Source organism: Pseudomonas sp. MAG733B, from assembly GCF_036884845.1.
Classification (GTDB): Bacteria; Pseudomonadota; Gammaproteobacteria; order Pseudomonadales; family Pseudomonadaceae; genus Aquipseudomonas.
In genome coordinates, this window is sequence record NZ_CP145732.1 from 1,453,696 (window position 1) to 1,468,612 (window position 14,917).

Annotated in this window: 11 protein-coding genes; 8 read left to right on the forward strand and 3 right to left on the reverse strand. The window is 60.8% G+C overall.

Annotated elements, in window-relative coordinates:
• Positions 1-153 precede the first annotated feature (153 nt).
• From gatB to gatC, 3 genes are read right to left on the reverse strand one after another with little or no spacing between them, the layout of a single operon-like run.
• On the reverse strand, positions 154-1,599 hold the full coding sequence (gene gatB, locus V6Z53_RS06525; RefSeq protein WP_338584693.1) for an Asp-tRNA(Asn)/Glu-tRNA(Gln) amidotransferase subunit GatB: 1,446 nt from the start codon (positions 1,597-1,599) through the stop codon (positions 154-156).
• A 10-nt stretch (positions 1,600-1,609) separates the two neighbouring features.
• Positions 1,610-3,061, reverse strand: a complete 1,452-nt coding sequence (gene gatA, locus V6Z53_RS06530) for an Asp-tRNA(Asn)/Glu-tRNA(Gln) amidotransferase subunit GatA (protein WP_338584694.1) — start codon at positions 3,059-3,061, stop codon at positions 1,610-1,612.
• A 16-nt stretch (positions 3,062-3,077) separates the two neighbouring features.
• Complete coding sequence (gene gatC / locus V6Z53_RS06535; RefSeq protein ID WP_007976465.1) at positions 3,078-3,365, reverse strand: Asp-tRNA(Asn)/Glu-tRNA(Gln) amidotransferase subunit GatC; 288 nt, start codon at positions 3,363-3,365, stop codon at positions 3,078-3,080.
• Positions 3,366-3,576: 211 nt separating this feature from the next.
• On the opposite strand from gatC, the gene mreB reads away from it, so the two are divergent.
• The 8 genes from mreB to tldD all read left to right on the forward strand — a co-directional run bounded on the left by mreB (position 3,577) and on the right by tldD (position 14,905).
• Positions 3,577-4,614: a rod shape-determining protein MreB gene (mreB, locus tag V6Z53_RS06540; protein WP_002555108.1), complete on the forward strand. Its 1,038-nt coding sequence runs from the start codon at positions 3,577-3,579 to the stop codon at positions 4,612-4,614.
• Between the two features lie 179 nt (positions 4,615-4,793).
• On the forward strand, positions 4,794-5,918 hold the full coding sequence (mreC, locus tag V6Z53_RS06545; protein WP_338584697.1) for a rod shape-determining protein MreC: 1,125 nt from the start codon (positions 4,794-4,796) through the stop codon (positions 5,916-5,918).
• Positions 5,918-6,409: a rod shape-determining protein MreD gene (gene mreD / locus V6Z53_RS06550; RefSeq protein WP_338584699.1), complete on the forward strand. Its 492-nt coding sequence runs from the start codon at positions 5,918-5,920 to the stop codon at positions 6,407-6,409. The genes mreC and mreD overlap by 1 nt, the downstream gene beginning before the upstream one ends.
• A gap of 43 nt (positions 6,410-6,452) precedes the next feature.
• A complete protein-coding gene (locus V6Z53_RS06555) occupies positions 6,453-7,049 on the forward strand; it encodes a Maf family protein (RefSeq protein ID WP_338584700.1) in 597 nt (198 codons plus the stop codon).
• Between the two features lie 57 nt (positions 7,050-7,106).
• Positions 7,107-8,564, forward strand: a complete 1,458-nt coding sequence (gene rng / locus V6Z53_RS06560) for a ribonuclease G (protein ID WP_338584702.1) — start codon at positions 7,107-7,109, stop codon at positions 8,562-8,564.
• Between the two features lie 75 nt (positions 8,565-8,639).
• Entirely contained in the window at positions 8,640-12,443 is a 3,804-nt protein-coding gene (locus V6Z53_RS06565) for a YhdP family protein (protein WP_338584703.1), read from the forward strand.
• Between the two features lie 152 nt (positions 12,444-12,595).
• A complete protein-coding gene (locus V6Z53_RS06570) occupies positions 12,596-13,450 on the forward strand; it encodes a carbon-nitrogen hydrolase family protein (RefSeq protein WP_338584705.1) in 855 nt (284 codons plus the stop codon).
• Positions 13,451-13,462: 12 nt separating this feature from the next.
• Positions 13,463-14,905, forward strand: coding sequence for a metalloprotease TldD (gene tldD, locus V6Z53_RS06575; RefSeq protein WP_338584706.1), 1,443 nt, complete (start codon positions 13,463-13,465; stop codon positions 14,903-14,905).
• The last annotated feature ends 12 nt before the right edge of the window (positions 14,906-14,917 follow it).

Below are 14,917 nucleotides of genomic sequence, written 5' to 3' on the forward strand. Positions count from 1 at the left end.
TGCTCCCGCTCGGCCGCGAAGCGGTCGCAAAATCAGACAATGCATTTGCTGAAAAAATGCGGTGACTGATTTGGGCCTGCTTCGCAGACCAGCGGGAGCGAGCTCCCTCGCCACAGGGAATGGAGCCAGATTTGAAGGCTGGCTCCATTTGCATCAGCCTTCGAGCTTGCTTTTCAGCAATTCGTTCACCTGTTGCGGGTTGGCCTTGCCTTTGGAGGCTTTCATGGCCTGGCCGACGAAGAAGCCGAACATCTTGCCGCGCTTGGCTTCGTCTGCCGCACGGTATTGTTCGACCTGCTCGGCGTTGGCCGCGAGCATTTCGTCCAGCACCGCCGAGATCGCGCCGGTGTCGGTCACTTGCTTGAGGCCGCGCTTGTCGATGATCTCGTCCGCGCTGCCTTCGCCGTTGGCCATCGCTTCAAACACGACCTTGGCGATTTTGCCGGAGATGGTGTTGTCCTTGATGCGCAACAGCATGCCGCCCAGAAGCTCTGCGGAAACCGGCGACTCTTCGATGTCCAGGCCTTGCTTGTTGAGCAGGCTGCCCAACTCGACCATCACCCAGTTCGCCGCCAGTTTGGCGTCGCCGCCAATGCTTGCGACTTTCTCGAAGTAATCGGCTTGCTCACGGCTGGTGGCCAGCACGCTGGCGTCGTAGACCGACAGACCGAACTGCTCCTGGAAACGCTCGCGCTTTTGCGGTGGCAATTCCGGCAGGGTGGCGCGCACGTCGTCGAGGAACGAGTTCTCGATGACCACCGGCAACAGGTCCGGATCGGGGAAGTAACGGTAGTCGTTGGCTTCCTCTTTGCTGCGCATCGGACGGGTTTCGTCCTTGTTCGGATCGTACAGGCGGGTCTGCTGGATCACTTTTCCGCCGTCTTCGATCAGTTCGATCTGACGCTGGATTTCGCTGTTGATCGCCTTCTCGATGAAGCGGAACGAGTTGACGTTCTTGATCTCGCAGCGGGTGCCGAACTCGACCTGGCCTTTCGGACGGATCGACACGTTGCAGTCGCAACGCAGCGAGCCTTCGGCCATGTTGCCGTCGCAAATGCCCAGGTAACGGACCAGCGCGTGAACCGCCTTGACGTAAGCCACGGCTTCCTTGGCGCTGCGCATGTCCGGTTCGGAGACGATTTCCAGCAACGGCGTGCCGGCACGGTTCAGGTCGATGCCACTGGCGCCGCTGAACTCTTCGTGCAGGCTCTTGCCGGCGTCTTCTTCCAAATGCGCGCGGGTGATGCCGACGCGTTTGACCGTGCCGTCTTCGAGGGCGATGTCCAGGTGGCCCTTGCCGACGATCGGCAATTCCATCTGGCTGATCTGGTATCCCTTCGGCAAGTCCGGGTAGAAATAGTTTTTACGGGCGAACACGTTGTGCTGGCCGATCTCGGCGTCAATCGCCAGACCGAACATCACCGCCATGCGCACCGCTTCCTGGTTCAGCACCGGCAGCACGCCGGGCATGCCCAGGTCGATCAGGCTGGCCTGGGTGTTCGGCTCGGAACCGAACGTGGTGGAACTACCGGAAAAGATTTTCGACCGGGTGGTGAGCTGGGTGTGAATCTCCAGCCCGATCACGACTTCCCATTGCATGTGTGTCTCCTCAGAAGCCGGTTGGGGTGCGGGTGTGCCAGTCAGTGTTCAGCTGATACTGGTGCGCAACGTTGAGCAAGCGGCCTTCCTGGAAATACGGGGCGAGCAGTTGCACGCCGACCGGCAGACCGTCGACGAAACCGGCCGGCATGGACAAGCCCGGCAGACCCGCGAGGTTGGCGGTGATGGTGTAGACGTCTTCCAGGTACGCAGCGACCGGGTCGCTGTTCTTGGCGCCGAGCTTCCAGGCCGGGTTCGGCGTGGTTGGGCCGAGGATGATGTCGACCTCATTAAAGGCAGCCATGAAGTCGTTCTTGATCAAGCGACGAATCTTCTGCGCCTTGAGGTAATAGGCATCGTAGTAACCGGCGGACAGCGCATAGGCGCCGACCATGATCCGGCGCTGCACTTCCGGACCGAAGCCTTCGCGGCGGGAGCGTTTGTACAGGTCTTCGAGGTTTTTCGGGTCTTCGCAGCGGTAGCCGAAACGCACGCCGTCGAAACGCGACAGGTTGGACGAGGCCTCTGCTGGCGCGATCACGTAGTACGCAGGAATCGCGTGCTGCATGTTAGGCAGGCTGATTTCCTTGATCACGGCGCCGAGCTTTTCCAGCTCCTTGACGCTGTTGTGGATCAGCTCGGCGATTCGCGGGTCGAGACCGGCGCTGAAATACTCTTTTGGCACGCCGATACGCAGGCCTTGCAGCGAACCGTTGAGGCTGGCGCTGTAGTCCGGCACGGGTTCGTCGATGCTGGTGGAGTCGTTCGGATCGAAGCCGGCCATACCTTGCAACAATATTGCGCAGTCTTCGGCGGTGCGGGCCAATGGACCGCCCTGATCGAGGCTGGAGGCGTAGGCGATCATGCCCCAGCGCGAAACGCGACCGTACGTCGGTTTCAGGCCGGTAAGGTTGGTTAGCGCAGCGGGCTGACGAATGGAGCCACCAGTGTCGGTGCCGGTCGCCGCAGGTAGCAGACGAGCAGCAACGGCCGCCGCCGAACCGCCGGACGAACCGCCTGGAACGTATTCCAGATTCCAAGGGTTTTTCACCGCGCCGTAGTAGCTCGACTCGTTGGCCGAACCCATGGCGAATTCGTCCATGTTGGTCTTGCCCAGGGTCACGGCCCCGGCAGCGGCCAGCTTGGCGACGACAGTGGCGTCGTACGGTGCTTTGAAGTTGTCGAGCATCTTCGAGCCGCAGCTGGTGCGGATGCCCTGGGTGCAGAACAGGTCTTTGTGGGCGATCGGCGCGCCGAGCAGGGCGCCGCTCTCACCATTGGCCCGGCGTGCGTCGGCGGCTTTCGCCTGCGTCAGCGCAAGGTCTTCGGTGAGGCTGATGAAACTGTTGAGCTGTGGATCGAGCTGGGCGATGCGCGCCAGCAGGACTTTGGTCAGCTCTTCGGAGGAAAACTTTTTATCGGCGAGTCCGCGGGCGATCTCGGCCAGAGTCAATTGATGCATTGCAGGCTCTTTCCCTTTAGTCGATGACTTTCGGAACCAGGTACAGGCCGTTTTCGACCGCTGGTGCGATGGACTGGTAAGCCTCGCGGTTATTGGTCTCGGTCACGACGTCTGCGCGCAGGCGCTGGCTGGCTTCCAGTGGGTGGGCGAGCGGTTCGATACCGTCGGTATTGACCGCCTGCATTTCGTCGACCAGCCCGAGAATGCTGTTGAGGGCCGAAGTGATGTGTGGAAGATCGGCATCATTGAGGCCAAGACAGGCCAGATGAGCGATTTTTTCCACGTCGGAGCGTTCTAGCGCCATTGGGATTCTCCAGTGGAAAACAAAACGGACGGCGTCCGTGTGTTAGATTGTCGGAACACTACCGCACTTCTACGGTCATAAGGCCGCGATTGTGGGGCTTGGTGCACAGAAAAGCGGCCAATTTAACATATTGGCGCCTTGCCCAAAATCCCTGTCGTTGTTAGAGTTTGCCGCACTTTTTTACCCACGCGTTGCCTAGGGTCCCTTTCCCATGTTCAAGAAACTGCGTGGCATGTTTTCCAGCGATCTCTCCATTGACCTGGGCACTGCCAACACCCTTATTTACGTGCGCGAGCGCGGAATCGTCCTGAATGAGCCATCGGTTGTGGCTATTCGGACACACGGTAACCAGAAAAGTGTCGTTGCTGTCGGCACCGAAGCCAAGCGCATGCTCGGCCGTACGCCGGGCAACATTGCTGCCATTCGTCCGATGAAGGACGGCGTGATCGCCGACTTCAGCGTCTGCGAAAAGATGCTGCAGTACTTCATCAACAAGGTTCACGAAAACAGCTTCCTGCAACCTAGCCCTCGCGTGCTGATTTGCGTTCCTTGCAAATCCACCCAGGTCGAGCGTCGCGCCATCCGTGAATCGGCCCTTGGTGCCGGTGCCCGTGAAGTGTTCCTGATCGAAGAGCCAATGGCTGCTGCGATCGGTGCCGGCCTGCCGGTGGAAGAAGCTCGCGGTTCGATGGTCGTGGATATCGGTGGTGGTACCACTGAAATCGCATTGATCTCCCTGAACGGTGTGGTTTACGCCGAATCCGTCCGTGTTGGCGGCGACCGTTTCGACGAAGCGATCATCACCTACGTGCGTCGCAACTACGGCAGCCTGATCGGCGAGTCGACTGCAGAGCGCATCAAGCAGGAAATCGGTACTGCCTACCCGGGCGGCGAAGTTCGTGAAGTCGACGTTCGTGGCCGTAACCTGGCCGAAGGCGTTCCACGCGCATTCACCCTGAACTCCAACGAAGTGCTGGAAGCTCTGCAAGAGTCCCTGGCAACCATCGTTCAGGCCGTGAAAAGTGCACTGGAGCAATCGCCTCCGGAACTGGCTTCCGACATCGCCGAGCGTGGTCTGGTACTGACCGGTGGTGGCGCCTTGCTGCGTGACCTGGACAAATTGCTGGCCCAGGAAACCGGTCTGCCGGTGATCGTTGCCGAAGATCCGCTGACCTGCGTTGCTCGCGGCGGTGGCCGTGCATTGGAAATGATGGATAAACACACCATGGATCTGCTCTCCAGCGAATAAGTCGCCGGATCGCCTCTATGCTGTTGAGCGCGCAGGCGGCACTTTGCAGTGCTGCCTGTTCGCGTTTATCTTCTGTCAGTCTGCATCCAGGCCGGTTTGCTGCCGTATGAATAAAGAGAACATTTGCCTGGGAGGAGCGGCTTATTAAACCGCTTTTCACCAAGGGTCCCTCACTGGGCGTGCGCTTGTTGGTGCTGGTCGTGCTTTCGGTCGCGCTGATGGTCGTCGATGCCCGCTTCACACTGCTCAAGCCAGTGCGTAGCCAAATGTCGCTGGTGCTGATGCAGTCTTACTGGATCACCGACCTGCCGCAGCGGCTATGGCAGGGTGTGGCCAGCCAGTTTGGCAGCCGGACCGAACTCGTCGCCGAAAACGAAAAACTCAAAAGCGAAAACCTGCTGTTGCAGGGGCGCATGCAGAAGCTTGCCTCCCTGACCGAGCAGAACGTTCGGCTGCGCGAGTTGCTCAACTCTTCGGCGCTGGTCAACGAGAAGGTCGAAGTGGCCGAGTTGATCGGTATGGACCCCAATCCGTTCACCCACCGCATCATCATCAACAAGGGTGAGCGCGACGGTGTGGTTCTGGGTCAGCCGGTGCTCGATGCCCGCGGCCTGATGGGCCAGGTGGTCGAGTTGATGCCGTACACCTCGCGTGTCCTGCTGCTGACCGATTCCACCCACAGCATTCCGGTACAGGTCAACCGTAACGGTCTGCGGGCGATTGCCAGCGGCACCGGTAACCCGGAGCGTCTTGAGTTGCGTCACGTGGCGGACACCGCCGACATCAAGGAAGGCGATCTGCTGGTCAGCTCCGGCCTTGGTCAGCGTTTCCCGGCGGGTTACCCGGTGGCCACGGTCAAGGAAGTGATCCACGATTCCGGCCAGCCATTCGCCATTGTCCGCGCAGTGCCGACTGCAGCACTGAACCGCAGTCGCTACCTGCTGCTGGTGTTCAGCGATACCCGTACCCCGGAAGAACGTGCCAACGACGCCGCGCAGGCTCAGGAATCTCTGGATGCGCAGGGCGGTGGGCCGATCATCCCGGCGACCGTGCCGAAACCGGCAATCGTCCCGGCAATCGTTCCGGCTGCCGTTGCGGCACCGGCGGCCACTCCAGCAGCCCCGGCGACCGCACCGGCTGCCGCCGCGCCGGTCAAGCCTGCGGCCGCGCATCCAGCCGCGACTAAACCGCCTGCGACTGCGCCCGCTGCCGCCGCCAAACCACCGGCGGCTCAACCCGCTGTCGTGAAACCTGCTGCCAAACCGCCAGTCTCCGCACCGGCTACCACTGGGGGACGAGAATAATGGTCGGTGTCAAAGCCTCCCGGAACGGCTGGATGATCTGGCTGACATTCGCCATCGGCATGCTGCTCAGCGTATCGCCGTTGCCGCAATTCATGGAAATCCTCCGCCCGCTGTGGCTGGCCTTGCTGCTGGCATTCTGGGCGCTGGCCCTGCCGCAGAAAGTCGGGATGGTCACCGCGTGGTGCCTGGGCCTGGCTGAAGACGTGCTGTACGGCACGTTGCTGGGCCAGAACGCATTGATCCTGACGCTCATCACTTACTTGGTGCTGGCGCTTCAGCAACGGCTGCGGATGTTCCCGATGTGGCAGCAGAGTCTGGTGATCCTGGTGATCTTCGGCCTCGCGCAGCTTGTCCAGCTTTGGCTCAGTGCCTTGACCGGCAATCGTCAGCCAACGCTGGCGCTGGTTTTGCCGGCACTGGTCAGTGCATTGCTCTGGCCTTGGGTCAGCTTCGGTTTGCGCGGGTTGCGTCGACGCTACAAAATCAACTGATTCGGTCAGGCATTTGCCCATACCACGACAGGGAGATGTCTTGATGAAACAGCTGTTCCTCGCCTCTGGCTCGCCGCGTCGGCGTGAACTGCTCACGCAGATCGGCGTGCCGTTCACCGCCGTCAGCGCGGACATCGATGAAACCCCTTTGACTGAAGAATCGCCCTCGGCCTATGTCGAGCGTCTGGCGCGCGGAAAAGCCGCGGCCGGGCGCGACGCAGTTGTGTCCGATGCGGATTTTTGTGTGCTCGGCGCCGACACCGCCGTGGTCCTCGACGGAAAAATTCTTGGCAAACCGGTTGATGAAGCCGATGCGTGCGCCATGCTGATGATGTTGTCCGGCAACGAGCATCAGGTGCTGACGGCGATTGCCGTGCTGGATGGCGAGCGTTGCGAGTCTCGGGTGATCACCAGCCGGGTGCGTTTTCGCCAGATCAGTCGCGATGAAGCGGTAGCCTACTGGGCCAGCGGCGAGCCGCGGGACAAGGCCGGTGGCTATGGCATTCAAGGATTGGGCGCGGTGTTTGTCGCCGGGCTCAATGGAAGTTACTCGGCGGTGGTTGGACTGCCGCTGTGCGAAACCGCAGAACTGCTCGGCCATTTCGGCATAACCTGTTGGCAAACCCTTAACGCGCGCTGAGCGTCGTACTGACAAGATGCGGCCATTATCGTGAACATGCCTGAACGAGACCCTGCCATGAGTGAAGAGATCCTGATCAACATCACGCCGATGGAATCACGCGTGGCGGTGGTCGAAAACGGTGTCCTGCAAGAGGTCCACGTCGAGCGTACGCAAAAACGCGGGATCGTCGGCAACATCTATAAAGGCAAAGTCGTGCGGGTACTGCCCGGCATGCAAGCGGCTTTCGTCGACATCGGCCTGGATCGCGCGGCGTTCATTCATGCGTCGGAAATTTCCTTGCGCGAAGGCCCGGCGGTAGAGAGCATCAGTGCGCTGGTGCACGAAGGCCAGAGCCTGGTGGTGCAAGTCACCAAAGACCCGATCGGCTCCAAGGGCGCACGGTTGACGACGCAGTTGTCGATCCCGTCGCGCTATTTGGTGTACATGCCGCGCACCGCCCATGTCGGCATTTCGCTGAAGATCGAAGACGAAGCCGAGCGCGAACGCCTCAAGCAAGTGGTCACCGATTGCGTCGCCAAAGAAGGCATCAAGGAAGCGGGCGGATTCATCCTGCGAACGGCTGCCGAAGGTGCCGGGGCCGATGAAATCCTCATGGACATCCGCTACCTGCGCCGCCTCTGGGACCAGATCAGCGACCAGATCAAAACCATCGGCGCGCCAAGCGTGATCTATGAAGATCTTGGTCTGGCGCTACGCACCTTGCGTGACCTGGTAAGCCCTAAGATCGAGAAGATTCGCATCGATTCCCGGGAAACCTTCCAGAAAACCACGCAGTTCGTCGCCGAGTTGATGCCTGAGATCGCCGATCGTCTGGAACACTACCCCGGCGAGCGGCCGATTTTCGACCTGTACGGCGTCGAGGATGAAATCCAGAAAGCCCTGGAGCGCAAAGTCCCGCTGAAATCCGGGGGCTATCTGGTGGTCGACCCGGCGGAAGCCATGAGCACCATCGACGTCAACACCGGGGCGTTCGTCGGGCATCGCAACCTCGAAGAAACCATCTTCAAGACCAATCTTGAAGCGGCGACCGCCATCGCTCGTCAACTGCGCCTGCGTAACCTGGGCGGGATTATCATCATCGACTTCATCGACATGGAGGATGAAGAGCACCAGCGCCAGGTGCTGCGCACGCTGGAGAAACAGCTGGAGCGCGATCACGCCAAGACCAACATCATCGGCATCACCGAGTTGGGCCTGGTGCAGATGACCCGCAAGCGCACCCGCGAAAGCCTCGAACAAGTGCTGTGCGAGCCGTGCAATGCCTGCCAGGGACGCGGCAAGCTCAAGACGCCGGAAACCGTTTGCTACGAAATCTTCCGCGAAATCCTCCGCGAGGCTCGCGCCTATCAGGCGGAAGGCTATCGTGTATTGGCGAACCAGAAAGTTGTCGATCGTCTTCTTGATGAAGAGTCGGGGAACGTTGCCGAACTTGAAGGGTTTATCGGGCGCACCATTCGCTTCCAGGTAGAAACCATGTATTCCCAGGAACAATACGACGTGGTGCTGCTCTGATTCGCTACGTTTTAACTTTTCCTGAACGGCTGGCCTCAGCTTTTTGCAAAACTTTTGCCATGGGAGCCAACTGACATGGAGCGTCTGACACGCATTTTGGCCGCACTGACCCGTTGGGGTCTGGGCCTGTGCGCGTTGGTTTTGGTGTTGATGGCGTTGTACGTCAGTCTCGGTCGGGAACTGGCGCCGCTGGTGGCCGAATACCGCGTCGAAATCGAAACCCGGGCCACTGAAGCCTTGGGCATGCCACTGCAAATCGGCGAGCTCAAAGGCAGCTGGAGCGGCTTCGCGCCTATTTTATCGGCTCACGATGTGACAGTTGGCGAGGGTGCCAACGCCCTGCATCTGGAACAGGTGCGCGCGGTGCCGGACCTGTGGGCCAGCCTGTTGGCGCGTGAGGTGCGAATCGCCCATTTGGCGCTCAATGGCCTGAAGATCAGTCTCAAGCAAGGCGATGATGGCCAGTGGGCGCTCGAAGGCTTGCCGGTCAAGGACGATCAGCCCCTTGATCCGGAACAACTGCTCAATCGCCTGCAGATGATCCAGCAGTTGTCGGTGCTCGACAGCCAGGTCACGTTACAGCCGTGGGGCGAATCGCCGCTGACCCTGACTTACGTTGGGATGAACCTGAAAGTCGGTTCCGCTCGCCAGCGACTCGATGCCCGTCTGACCCTGCCCGACGGCCAGCCGATGGCCTTGAGCCTGAAGACCCGTGTTCGCGCCAGCCAGTGGAAGGACGGTGAAGCTGAGATTTACCTGAGCCTGCCACAAAGTGACTGGTCGAAATGGCTGCCTGAAAACATCAGCCAACAGTGGAATTTCTCCGAGATCAAGGCCGGTGGCGAGCTATGGGCGACGTGGGGCGAAGGCACCCTGCAAAGCGCAGCGGTGCGTTTGAACGCGCCGCAACTCAAAGGCGCCTACGCCGACCGCAAGCCGGTCAAGATCGACAACCTGGCGCTCAACGGCTACTTCCAGCGCAGCGCCGAAGGCAGTCTGGTGACGCTGGATTCCCTGGCCATGAGCCTCGGCGAGACACGCTGGGAAACCCATCTGCAACTCAAGCAAACCGCAGCTTCCGACAAATCGGAAGAGCTCTGGCATCTGCAAGCCGACCGCCTCGACCTCACTCCGCTCACGCCGTTGCTCAATGCCCTGGCACCCTTGCCGGAAGGCTTTGCCACGGTGGTCGAGCGACTGAAAGTCACGGGTGTGCTGCGCAATGTGCTGCTCGACGTGAAACCCAATGCCACCGACGACAGCAAGTTCAGCTTCGCGGCCAACCTCGAACAGGTCGGCTTCGATGCGTATCACGGCGCTCCGGCGGCGCGAAATGTCACGGGCAGCATCAGCGGTGACATGGGGCACGGCGAACTGCGCATGGACAGCAAGGATTTCATGCTGCACCTGGACCCGATTTTCGCCAAGCCATGGCAGTACATTCAGGCCAACGCGCGCCTGACCTGGAAACTCGACAAAGAAGGTTTCACCCTGATCGCGCCGTACCTGAAAGTGCTGGGCGAAGAGGGCAAGATTGCCGGCGACTTCCTGATCCGCCTGTACTTCGAAGAAAACCGGGAAGACTACATGGACTTGCGGGTCGGCCTGGTGGACGGCGATGGTCGCTATACCGCCAAGTACCTGCCGACCGTCCTCAGCCCGGCGCTGGACGAATGGCTGCGCTCGGCGATTCTCAAAGGGGCGGTGGATCAGGGCTTCTTCCAGTATCAGGGCTCGCTCAACCACGGCGCTGCGGATACCGACCGCAGCATCAGCCTGTTCTTCAAGGTCCACGATGCCGAACTGGCGTTCCAGCCGGGCTGGCCGCATGTCAGCAAGGTCACCGGTGACGTGTTCGTCGAAGACAGCGGCGTGCGGATTCTGGCCAGCAAGGGGCAACTGCTCGATACCCAGGTCAGCGATATCTACGTCAATATTCCCCATGTGCCGCAGGGCCAGAACAGTCATCTGTTTCTCGACGGTGCATTTGCCGGCGGGTTGGGCGATGGCCTGAAAATCCTCAAGGAAGCACCGATCGGCACCGCCGAGACCTTTGCCGGTTGGGAAGGCGAGGGCGAGCTGCAAGGCAAGCTGAAGCTGGATATTCCGCTGGCCAAAGGCGAGGAGCCGAAAATCCTCGTCGATTTCAAGACCGCCAAGTCTCGTCTGAAACTGCCCGAGCCACCCCTGGAACTGACTCAACTCAAGGGCGATTTCCGCTTCGACAGCACCAAGGGCCTGAGCGGGCAGAACATCACCGCCCGCGCGTTCGACAAACCGGTGACTGCGCAGATTTTTGCCGATGGTCGTGCGGGCAAGCTCAATACGCGGGTCACGGCGTCGGGGCAGGTCGAAGTCAAGAAACTCACCGAGTGGTTGAGCGTGACCCAGCCGTTGCCGGTGAGCGGTGTGATCCCCTATCAACTGCAATTGACCCTGGATGGCGCCGACAGCCAGTTGATGGTCAATTCCAGTCTCAAGGGTGTAACCGTTGATTTGCCCGCACCCTTCGGCATGACGGCGGATGCGGGGCGGGATACGACGTTCCGCATGACCCTGCAAGGTGCGGAGCGCCGCTACTGGGTGAACTACGGTGAACTGGCCAATTTCACTTTTGCCGCGCCGACCGGCAATTTTGCCGACGGTCGTGGTGAGTTGTTCCTGGGTAACGGCGATGCCGTGTTGCCGGGCGCCAAAGGGCTGCGGATTCGCGGGGTACTGTCGGAACTGGACGTCGGCCCATGGCAGGACCTGGTGAGCAAATATGCCGGGCAAGACCCCGGCGGTAGCGCCAAACAGTTGCTCAGCAGTGCGGATTTCAAGGTCGGCAAGCTCAGCGCCCTCGGCACCACACTGGATCAGGCCTCGGTGCAGTTGACGCGCAAACCAAGCGCCTGGGCCTTGCAGCTCGACAGTCAGCAGGCCAAGGGCAGCGCCAGCATTCCCGATGCGAAAGCCGCGCCGATGGTGATCAACCTGCAATACGTGCGGTTGCCGGCACCTGACCCACAGGTCCTGGCCGACGAGAACTCACCGGATCCACTGGCCTCGGTAGATCCGACGAAGATTCCGGCGCTGGATATCACCATCAACCAGTTGTTCCAGGGTAACGACCTGGTCGGCGGCTGGTCATTGAAAATTCGTCCGACGGCCAAAGGCATTGCCTTCAATTCGCTGGACATGGGACTGAAGGGCATTCTGTTGCAGGGCAGCAGTGGCTGGGAAGGCGTACCGGGTGCCAGCACCAGCTTTTTCAAGGGTCGGGCCAGCGGCAAGAACCTCGCGGATGTGCTCAAGGGCTGGGGCTTTGCGCCGAGCGTTACCAGCCAGGAGTTCCACATGGATGTCGACGGCCGCTGGCCCGGTTCACCGGCGTGGCTGGCAACAAAACGCTTCTCTGGCACCCTTGATGCGTCGCTCAACGAAGGCCAGTTTGTCGAGGTCGAAGGCAGTGCCCAGGCGTTGCGGGTATTCGGCCTGCTCAACTTCAACTCCATCGGCCGGCGTTTGCGCCTGGACTTCTCCGACCTGTTCGGCAAGGGCCTGAGTTATGACCGGGTCAAAGGCCTGCTGGTGGCGACCAATGGCGTGTACGTCACCAAGGAGCCGATCCGCCTGACCGGCCCGTCGAGCACCATTGAACTGGACGGTACCCTGAACATGGTGGCTGATCAGATCGATGCGAAACTGCTGGTGACCTTGCCCGTGACCAACAATCTGCCGATTGCTGCACTGATCGTCGGCGCACCGGCCATCGGTGGTGCGCTGTTCCTGATCGACAAGTTGATTGGTGACCGCGTGTCCCGCTTTGCCAGCGTGAAGTACACCGTCAAGGGACCGTGGAAAGAACCGAAAATCACCTTCGACAAACCTTTTTGAAAACCCATTCTCCAAACCTATGGAGTAGCATGGCCGTATGTGTAGGAGCTGCCGCAGGCTGCGATCTTTTGACGTTAAAGATCAAAAGATCGCAGCCTCGTTTCACTCGACAGCGCCTACAGGTTTGCGTTGATTTCAGATAAGGATTGGCCATGTCTTTTGCGGTGATTCAAATGATCAGCCAGAGCGATGTGCTGGCCAATCTGGCCCAGGCCCGGCGTTTGCTCGAACAGGCAGCGAGTGCCGGGGCGAAGCTTGCCGTACTGCCGGAAAACTTCGCCGCCATGGGCCGTCGCGACGTCGCCGACATCGGGCGCGCCGAAGCCTTGGGCGAAGGCCCGATCCTGCCGTGGTTGAAACAGACTGCACGCGACCTCAAGTTATGGATTGTGGCCGGCACGTTGCCGTTGCCGCCGGTGGACCAACCGACGGCCAAGTCGCATGCCTGCTCGCTGTTGATCAATGATCAGGGCGAAACGGTGGCGCGCTACGACAAGTTGCATCTGTTCGATGTCGATGTCGCGGACAATCGCGGCCGTTATCGCGAATCCGATGACTATGCTTATGGCAGTGGAGTGGTAGTGGCTGATACGCCGGTGGGCCGGGTTGGCCTGACGGTCTGTTATGACCTGCGCTTCCCGGAGCTGTACAGCGAGCTGCGTGCGGCCGGTGCGGAACTGATTACCGCGCCGTCGGCCTTTACCGCCGTGACCGGCGCAGCGCACTGGGATGTGCTGATTCGCGCGCGGGCCATCGAGACGCAATGTTATGTGCTCGCGGCCGCCCAGGGCGGGACGCATCCGGGCCCTCGGGAAACCTGGGGGCATGCGGCAATCGTCGACCCGTGGGGGCGAGTGCTGGCGCAACAGGATCAAGGCGAGGCCGTGCTGCTGGCCGAACGCGATAGCAGCGAACAGGCGTCCATACGGGCGCGGATGCCGGTGTCCAGTCACCGGCGCTTTTTCTCGCAGGGCGCCCAGCGACCTGCATCAGAACGACGAATTTAAGGCGTAAAGCATATGAGCGAGTTGTTGTCCTCAGTCAGTGAACACCTCCTGGCGCCTGGCGGCGTAACGATCGAAAGCTTGCAAGGTGTGCTCGGCGACCTGGCCGGCCCGGGCATCGATGCCGCGGACCTGTATTTCCAGGGGCAGATTTCCGAGTCGTGGGCGCTGGAAGACGGCATCGTCAAGGAAGGCAGTTTCAACCTCGACCAAGGCGTCGGCGTGCGCGCTCAATCGGGTGAGAAAACCGGTTTTGCCTACAGCAATGCCATCACGTTGGAAGCGTTGGGCGCGGCGGCCCGTGCTGCCCGTTCGATTTCCCGCGCCGGCCAGAATGGCACCGTGCAGGCGTTCACCACTCAGGATGTGGCGCAGCTGTACGCGCCGGACAATCCTCTGGAAGTGCTGACCCGTGCCGAAAAAGTCGATCTGCTCAAGCGCGTCGATGCCGCTACTCGCGCGCTTGACCCACGTATCCAGCAAGTCACCGTGAGCATGGCCGGTGTCTGGGAACGAATTCTGGTGGCGTCCACCGATGGTGGTCTGGCGGCGGATGTGCGGCCGCTGGTGCGCTTCAACGTCAGTGTGATCGTCGAGCAGAACGGTCGCCGTGAGCGTGGCGGCCATGGCGGTGGCGGGCGTACCGATTACCGTTATTTCCTCGCCGAAGACCGCGCCATGGGCTATGCCCGTGAAGCGCTGCGCCAGGCGCTGGTCAATCTCGAAGCGATCCCTGCGCCGGCAGGTACGTTGCCGGTAGTGCTGGGTTCCGGTTGGTCCGGCGTGCTGCTGCACGAAGCGGTCGGCCACGGTCTGGAAGGCGACTTCAACCGCAAGGGCAGTTCGGCCTACAGCGGGCGCATGGGCGAGATGGTGGCCTCCAAGCTGTGCACCATCGTCGATGACGGCACGCTGTCGGGCCGTCGCGGCTCGTTGAGCGTCGACGACGAAGGTACACCGACCGAGTGCACAACGCTGATCGAGAACGGCGTACTCAAGGGCTACATGCAGGACAAGCTCAATGCCCGACTGATGGGCGTGGCCCGCACCGGTAACGGCCGTCGCGAATCGTACGCGCACCTGCCGATGCCGCGCATGACCAACACCTACATGCTCGCCGGCGAAAGCGATCCGGAAGAAATCATCGCCTCGGTGAAGCGCGGCATCTACTGCGCCAACCTCGGCGGTGGTCAGGTGGATATCACCAGTGGCAAGTTCGTGTTCTCCACCAGTGAGGCGTACCTGATCGAGGACGGCAAGATTACCGCGCCGGTCAAAGGTGCAACGTTGATCGGCAACGGCCCGGAAGCCATGAGCAAAGTGTCGATGGTCGGCAACGATCTGGCGCTGGACAGTGGTGTGGGGACGTGTGGCAAGGATGGGCAGTCGGTGCCGGTGGGTGTCGGCCAGCCAACGCTGAAGATTGATGCGATCACCGTGGGTGGCACGGGTTCGTAAGAATGTACAACT

Coding starts and splice junctions, on each gene's coding strand:
- gatB (WP_338584693.1), bottom strand. CDS start 1,599: ATGCAATGGGAAGTCGTGATCGGGCTGGAGATTCACACCCAGCTCACC.
- gatA (WP_338584694.1), bottom strand. CDS start 3,061: ATGCATCAATTGACTCTGGCCGAGATCGCCCGCGGACTCGCCGATAAA.
- gatC (WP_007976465.1), bottom strand. CDS start 3,365: ATGGCGCTAGAACGCTCCGACGTGGAAAAAATCGCTCATCTGGCCTGT.
- mreB (WP_002555108.1), top strand. CDS start 3,577: ATGTTCAAGAAACTGCGTGGCATGTTTTCCAGCGATCTCTCCATTGAC.
- mreD (WP_338584699.1), top strand. CDS start 5,918: ATGGTCGGTGTCAAAGCCTCCCGGAACGGCTGGATGATCTGGCTGACA.
- V6Z53_RS06555 (WP_338584700.1), top strand. CDS start 6,453: ATGAAACAGCTGTTCCTCGCCTCTGGCTCGCCGCGTCGGCGTGAACTG.
- rng (WP_338584702.1), top strand. CDS start 7,107: ATGAGTGAAGAGATCCTGATCAACATCACGCCGATGGAATCACGCGTG.
- V6Z53_RS06565 (WP_338584703.1), top strand. CDS start 8,640: ATGGAGCGTCTGACACGCATTTTGGCCGCACTGACCCGTTGGGGTCTG.
- V6Z53_RS06570 (WP_338584705.1), top strand. CDS start 12,596: ATGTCTTTTGCGGTGATTCAAATGATCAGCCAGAGCGATGTGCTGGCC.
- tldD (WP_338584706.1), top strand. CDS start 13,463: ATGAGCGAGTTGTTGTCCTCAGTCAGTGAACACCTCCTGGCGCCTGGC.